This is a genomic window from Cellulomonas sp. IC4_254, assembly GCF_011603975.1.
Classification (GTDB): domain Bacteria; phylum Actinomycetota; class Actinomycetes; order Actinomycetales; family Cellulomonadaceae; genus Cellulomonas.
The window spans coordinates 1-6,419 of sequence record NZ_JAANNB010000210.1 but is presented as its reverse complement, the minus strand read 5'-3'; the positions used below and the strand labels follow the sequence as shown (position 1 = coordinate 6,419).

At 75.3% G+C, this 6,419-nt stretch carries 7 protein-coding genes; 4 read left to right on the top strand and 3 right to left on the bottom strand.

Going from position 1 to position 6,419, the window contains the following annotated elements; translation table 11 throughout:
• From G6556_RS16255 to G6556_RS16245, 3 genes are all read left to right on the top strand, one after another.
• Nucleotides 1–740 (top strand): EAL domain-containing protein (locus G6556_RS16255; RefSeq protein WP_166943760.1); only part of this gene is annotated, 740 nt, incomplete at its 5' end.
• Nucleotides 741–810: 70 nt separating this feature from the next.
• Nucleotides 811–1,452, top strand: a complete 642-nt coding sequence (locus G6556_RS16250; protein WP_166943758.1) for a DUF3105 domain-containing protein — start codon at nucleotides 811–813, stop codon at nucleotides 1,450–1,452.
• Nucleotides 1,449–2,150, top strand: a complete 702-nt coding sequence (locus tag G6556_RS16245; RefSeq protein WP_166943756.1) for a DUF305 domain-containing protein — start codon at nucleotides 1,449–1,451, stop codon at nucleotides 2,148–2,150. The genes G6556_RS16250 and G6556_RS16245 overlap by 4 nt, the downstream gene beginning before the upstream one ends.
• A gap of 15 nt (nucleotides 2,151–2,165) precedes the next feature.
• Here G6556_RS16245 and G6556_RS16240 read toward each other — a convergent pair whose 3' ends face one another.
• The 3 genes from G6556_RS16240 to G6556_RS16230 are packed head-to-tail and all read right to left on the bottom strand — an operon-like array spanning nucleotide 2,166 to nucleotide 4,706.
• Entirely contained in the window at nucleotides 2,166–2,561 is a 396-nt protein-coding gene (locus tag G6556_RS16240; RefSeq protein ID WP_166943754.1) for a type II toxin-antitoxin system VapC family toxin, read from the bottom strand.
• The gene (locus G6556_RS16235) at nucleotides 2,562–2,831 is read right to left on the bottom strand and encodes a type II toxin-antitoxin system prevent-host-death family antitoxin (RefSeq protein WP_166943753.1); all 270 of its coding nucleotides are present in this window, start codon (nucleotides 2,829–2,831) and stop codon (nucleotides 2,562–2,564) included.
• 33 nt (nucleotides 2,832–2,864) lie between these two features.
• Nucleotides 2,865–4,706 (bottom strand): sodium:proton antiporter, encoded by a 1,842-nt coding sequence (locus tag G6556_RS16230; RefSeq protein ID WP_166943751.1) that lies wholly within the window; start codon nucleotides 4,704–4,706, stop codon nucleotides 2,865–2,867.
• Nucleotides 4,707–4,978: 272 nt separating this feature from the next.
• On the opposite strand from G6556_RS16230, the gene aztD reads away from it, so the two are divergent.
• A complete protein-coding gene (aztD, locus tag G6556_RS16225) occupies nucleotides 4,979–6,349 on the top strand; it encodes a zinc metallochaperone AztD (protein WP_166943749.1) in 1,371 nt (456 codons plus the stop codon).
• Nucleotides 6,350–6,419: the final 70 nt, after the last annotated feature.

The following is a 6,419-nucleotide window of genomic DNA, read 5'->3' as shown; positions in this document are numbered from 1 at the left end:
GGACGCTGCGGGCGCTGGCGGACCTGGGCGTGGGGCTCGCGGTCGACGACTACGGCGTGGGTTACGGCTCGCTCGACTACCTGCGCCGGCTGCCGTTCACGGTGCTCAAGGTCGACCGGGCGTTCGTGCCGGCCGCGGAGCGGACCGGGCTCGTGCGCCCGGTGACGCTGCACGTGCTGGACGTCGCGCTCGCGCAGTGCGCCCGGTGGCGCGCGGCGGGGGCGACGTCGTTCGCGGTCTCCGTGAACGTGTCCGCGCACGACCTGGACGACCGGCGCCTCGTCGCCGACGTGCGTGCCGCGCTCGCGCGGCACGGGCTGCCCGCCGACGCGCTCGCCCTCGAGGTCACGGAGACGATGGCCATGCGGGACGCGGCGCAGGCCGGGCGGACGCTGCGGGCGCTGGCGGACCTGGGCGTGGGGCTCGCGGTCGACGACTACGGCGTGGGTTACGGCTCGCTCGACTACCTGCGCCGGCTGCCGTTCACGGTGCTCAAGGTCGACCGGGCGTTCGTCGCCCCGGCCGCGGACGACCGGGTGTGCGCGGAGATCCTCCGGTCGACCGTCGACCTCGGGCACGCGCTCGGCATGCACGTGGTCGCGGAGGGCGTGGAGGACGACCGCACGCTCGCGCTGCTGCGCGGCCTGGGGTGCGACTCCGCGCAGGGCTGGGCCCTCGGCCGCCCCGGTCCGGCGACCGCCCTCGACGGGCTCCTGGGCCGCACGGCACCTGTCAATTAGTAGATCCTTCAAGTATTGTCGCCGGACCGACCGGCCCCCGGGCCGCGCCGACCGACCGGAGGAGTACCCCATGCCCGACCGCCGTCCCACCGCGGCCGAGCGCCAGGCCCGCCTGGCCGCCGTCCGAGCCGAGCAGCGCAAGAAGGAGCGCGGCCGCGCCGTCTGGATCGGTTCGATCGCCGGCGTCCTCGTGCTCGCCCTCGTCGGCATCAGCGCCTGGGTCATCCTCGACGCGGGCCGCGACAAGGCGGCCCTGGAGGCGCAGGCGGACGCCGACATCGACGGCGTCGAGGTGATCGACGGCCTGACGTTCAACCACGTCACGACCACCGTCGACTACCCGCAGTCCCCGCCGGCCGGCGGCGACCACAACGCCGCGTGGCTGAACTGCGGCGTGTACACCGAGCCGGTGCCGAACGAGAACGCGGTGCACTCGCTCGAGCACGGCGCCGTCTGGATCACCTACGACCCGGCGCTGCCGGCGGAGGACGTCGCGACGCTGCAGGCGTTCGCGGACAACCAGTCCTACGTGCTCGTCTCCCCGTACGAGGGCCTGGACTCCCCGGTCGCCATCAGCGCCTGGGGCTACCAGCTCAAGGTGGACTCGGTCGACGACGAGCGGCTGCCGGTGTTCCTCCAGAAGTACCTGCTCAACCCGGAGCTCACCGAGGTCGGCGCGCCCTGCTCGAGCGGCGTCGGCACCCCGGCGTGACGTCCGAGGACCAGCAGGCCGACGCGCCCGCGGCACCGGACCCCGCACCCGCGGGCCGGGCAGGCCGCGCCGTGCTCGCCGCCGTCGCCGTGGCCGCGCTGGTGCTCGGCGCGCTCGGCGGGGCCCTGCTCGCCCGGCAGCCCGCGCTCACCGCCGCGGCCGAGGGCTCGGTGGACGCCGGGTTCGCCCGGGACATGCAGGCGCACCACGCGCAGGCCGTCGACCTCGCCGTGCTCGTGCGGGACCGCAGCACCGACGACGAGGTGCGGACCGTCGCCCTCGACATCCTGCTGACCCAGCAGAACCAGATCGGCCAGATGGCCGGCTGGCTGTCGACCTGGGGCCTGCCCGCCGCGTCCTCGCAGGCGCCGATGGCGTGGATGACGGGCACGGAGCACGCGCACGACGGGGCGACCGCGGCGGCCGGCGACGCCTCGGGCTACGCCGCGATGCCCGGCTGGGTCTCCCGCGAGGACCTGGCCCGGCTCACGGCCGCCACCGGCGCGGAGGCGGACCGGCTGTTCCTGCAGCTGATGATCCCGCACCACCAGGGCGGAGTGGAGATGGCGCAGTACGCCGTCGAGCACGCCCGGCGCCCGCAGGTCGTCGCGCTCGCGCGGAACATCGTCACGTCCCAGGAGCGCGAGCTCACGGCGTTGCAGGACATGCTCGACGCCCGCGGCGGCCCGGTCCCCTGACCCGTCCCGGCGGGATCAGTCCCGCCCCGGCGCCAGCACGTGCAGGCCCAGCCGGGTGGCGGCCTGGGCCATCCGGTCGTCGTACGTGACCAGGGCGTCGAGCTCCTCGCCCAGCGTCAGCGCCGCCGCGACGTGCACGGCGTCGAGAGATCGCAACGCGTCGGGCTCGAGCCGCCCCGCGACGTCCATCAGCTCGGACGTGAGCCCGACCAGGTCGAGGGCGGAGAGCACGTCGTGCGCCAGCGGGACCCGCTCGGGCGCCGACCGGCGCACGGCGCGGACCAGCTCGGTCCGCGCCAGATCGCTCGACACGTTGACCGCCTCGACCATGAGCGCGCGGAGCGACGACGACTCCGCCTCGGCGACGACGAGCTTCGCCAGGGCCGAGGTGTCGTAGTAGTAGAGCGCCACTCAGTACCGCTCGTCGTCGCGCATCTCGGAGAGGAGCTCGGACGGCGTCCGCCCGTCGAGCGGCGCCGGCTCGGGCAGGTCGGCGACGCTCCGGCGCGCCCGGTGCACCAGTCCCGCGTCGAGGAGGCGCTGGTACCGCGACTCCGGGAGGCGAACCAGCTGCGCGACCGGACGGCCGCGGTCGCTGATCACGACGGGCCCGCCCTCGACCGCCTCGCGCAGGACCGCGGACGCGTTCTGCTTGAGCTCCCGCACGCCGACCACCGTCATGTGCTACAACGTAGCACCGGTGTGACGGGCCGCCTAGTCCCGCCCGCGCAGCTCTAGGCTGATCTGGTCCGCGTCGAGCACGCGCAGCGCCTCGGTGAGCGCGCCGGAGCTGGCGGTGCCGAGGTCGCGGACCTTCAGCAGCGCCTCGCGCTGCGCGTCCAGGACCGCCAGCCGGAGCTCGCGCACCTGCGCCGCGGCGGACGCGCGGTCCTGGGCGTCCTCGTCCTCGTCGAGCTCGCCGCCCTGGCGCTCGGCGATCCGCCGCGCCTTCTCCAGCACCACCGCGTCGTACGGGGTGCCGTCGGGGCGGCGCAGGTCGGGGTCGTCGAGCAGGGCGCCGGCGGCCACCGCCATCTCCCCCGCCAGCCGGTCCACCTCGGCCCGGTCCTCCACGCCGTCGCGCCCCAGGCCCAGCCGGCGCACCAGCCAGCCGAGCGTCCCGCCCTGCACGAGGAGCGTGCCCGCGGCGACGACGAACGCGACCAGGACGAGCAGCGCGCGGTGCGGGGTGTCCCGGGGCAGCGACTGGGCGGCCGCCAGCGTGACGACACCGCGCATCCCGGCCCAGACGAGGATCGCGCCCTCGCGCGGCCCGAGGTGCTCGGCCTGCAGGTAGTCGATGTCGGCGATCCGGCGGGTGATCCGGTAGCGCAGCCGCATCCCGCGGGCCTCGGGCGCGTCGTCACGGCCCAGGCGCGGCCGGCGCCGGCCGAGCACGCGCCGCACCTTCGCGGCGTCGACCGGCGCGGTGGTGGCGCGCGGGGCGGCCCCCGCCGGCGGCGCCCCCGGGACCCGGCGCTCCGCCAGGTCCTGGCGGGTCAGGGTGGCGAGCGAGTCGGCCCGCTCGTTGAGGGCGCTGAGGTAGCCGCGGACGGTGACGCCGCGCTGCGCGCGCCGGGACAGCCGCGACAGCAGGTAGGCGACGTACCCGGTGCGGACCACGAGCACCACGGCGGCCGACAGCGCGCCGAGCCCGACCGCGACCCACAGGTGGCCGTGGTCCGCCTGCACCTCCGCGACCAGGCCGTACAGCTCGAGCCCCATGACCAGGAACACCGCGCCCTCGAGCAGCAGCTCCAGGGTCCGCCAGTTCGCCGCCTCGGCGATCCGGTCCTGCGGCCGCAGCCGCACGCTGCCCGACCCCGCGACCAGCCCGGCGCTCACGGTCGCGACCAGCCCGGACGCGTTCAGGTGCTCCGCCGGGATGTAGGCGACGAACGGCACGATGAACGAGATCGCCGTCGTCAGGTGCGGGTCGGCGACCCGGGTGCGGACCCACAGGCTGACCTTGCCGACCAGCCCGCCGATCAGGACCGCCACCACGACGGCGTAGACGAAGTCGGTCGCGACCTCCCACAGGGTCACCGACGCCGCGGTCGCCGCGATCGCCGAGCGCAGCAGCACCAGGGCGGACGCGTCGTTCAGCAGGCTCTCGCCCTCCAGCACCGTGACGATGCGGGGGCTCACCCCGGACCTGCGCACGATCGAGGTCGCCACCGCGTCGGTCGGGCTGAGGACGGCGCCGAGGGCGATGCCGGTCGCGAGCGTCACGTCGGGGATCAGCCAGGAGAAGATCAGGCCGAGCACCACCGACGTCGCGACCACGAGCAGCACCGACAGGCCGCTGATCGCGGTGAGGTCGCGCCGGAAGTCCATCGTCGGCACCGACACCGAGGTCGCGTAGAGCAGGGGCGGCAGGACGATCCCGAGGATCCACTCCGGCTCGATCTCGACCGCCGGCACCGCCGGGACCAGGCTGATTACGACGCCGAGGGCGACGAGCAGCAGCGGCGCGGACACCCCCACGCGCGGGGCGAGGGCGGTGACGGTGACGACCGCGACGGCGCCGATCACCCCGATCAGCAGCAGGTCCATGCGTTCCGCCCCTCCGTGGCCGCGCGCCGCGGGTGCCGCGGCCGCTCGGGGTCGAGGCTACGTCCTCCGCGCGCCCGTCCGGCGGCGTGTGGCACCCCCGGGGGCGGGAGTGGCGAGTCCCTGGCCTGCGCGGTCGCGTCGGAGATCGGTAATGAGACTGAGTATCAGTTGTGTTAGCGTGACCGCGCTGATCATCCGACCCGCGACCGGAGAGGAGACGGCGACGAGGGCACCCGTGCGCCCGCACGGGCCCCGCGACCGCCGGCCCCCACATGACCCTTTCGACCCGTACCCGCCCCCGCCTCGCCGGGGCGCTCGGCCTCGGCGTGGCCGCCGCGCTGCTCGCCGCCTGCGGCCAGTCCGGCGACGCCGCCGCGGAGCCGTCCGCGACCACCGAGGAGACGGCCGCCCCTGCCGCCACCGAGGTCGCCACCGCCAAGCCGCGGCTCGCGCTCACCTACGACGGCGGCATCCAGGTGCTCGACGCCGGCACGCTCGAGGTCGTCTCCGACATCGAGCTCGAGGGCTTCAACCGGCTGAACCCGGCCGGGGACGAGCGCCACGTCCTCGTCTCGACCACCGGCGGGTTCCAGGTGCTCGACGCCGGCACCTGGACGGAACCGCACGGCGACCACACCCACTCGTTCACCAGCGACCCGGTCCTCACCGACGTGCTCTGGCCGGCCGAGAAGCCCGGGCACGCCGTCCGGCACGAGGGCCGCACCGCGCTGTTCGACGACGGCACCGGCCAGGTCACCGTCGTCGACTCGGACGCGCTCGCCGACCCGGACGCCGCGACCCGCGACTACACGACGCCGTCCGCGCACCACGGCGTCGCCGTCGAGCTGACCGACGGCACCCTGGTCGTCTCCGAGGGCGACGAGGACGCCCGCACCGGCGTGCGGGTGCTCGACGCGGACAACACCGAGATCGCCGCGATCGATACCTGCCCCGGCGTGCACGGCGAGGCCGTCGCCGCCGACGAGGCCGTCGTCATCGGCTGCGAGGACGGCGCCGTGATCTGGGCCGGCGGCGCGCTGACCAAGGTCACCGCCCCCGACGCGTACGGCCGGATCGGCAACCAGGCCGGCTCCGAGGCCTCGCCGTACGTGCTCGGCGACTACAAGTCCGACCCGGACGCCGAGCTGGAGCGCCCGACCCGCGTCTCCCTGATCGACACCCGCGACGCGTCGATCCGCCTGGTCGACCTGCCGTCGTCCTACACGTTCCGCTCGCTCGCCCGCGGCGACGCCGGCGAGGCGCTGGTCCTCGGCACCGACGGCGCGCTGCACGTCATCGACCCGGAGTCCGGCGCCGTCGTGCGGTCCGTCCCGGTGATCGACGCCTGGGAGGAGCCCGAGGAGTGGCAGGAGCCGCGCCCGGCGATCACCGTCCTGGACGGCTCGGCGTACATCACCGACCCCGCGACGCGCAGCGTGCACGCGGTCGACGTCGAGACCGGCGAGGTCTGGCTCTCCGCCGAGCTCGACGTGACGCCGAACGAGATCGCGGGCGTCTCGGGCGCCGTGGCCGAGCACGGCACCCACGCCCACGAGGACGAGGACGAGCACGCCCACGAGGACGAGCACGCCCACGAGGACGAGCACGCCCACGCGCACGACGAGGCCACGACCGAGGGCTGACCGCCTCACCCCTGGAGTGGAGCGTTCTGCCCGGACACGCCGCGCGTGTCGGGCGGGACGCTCCACTCCC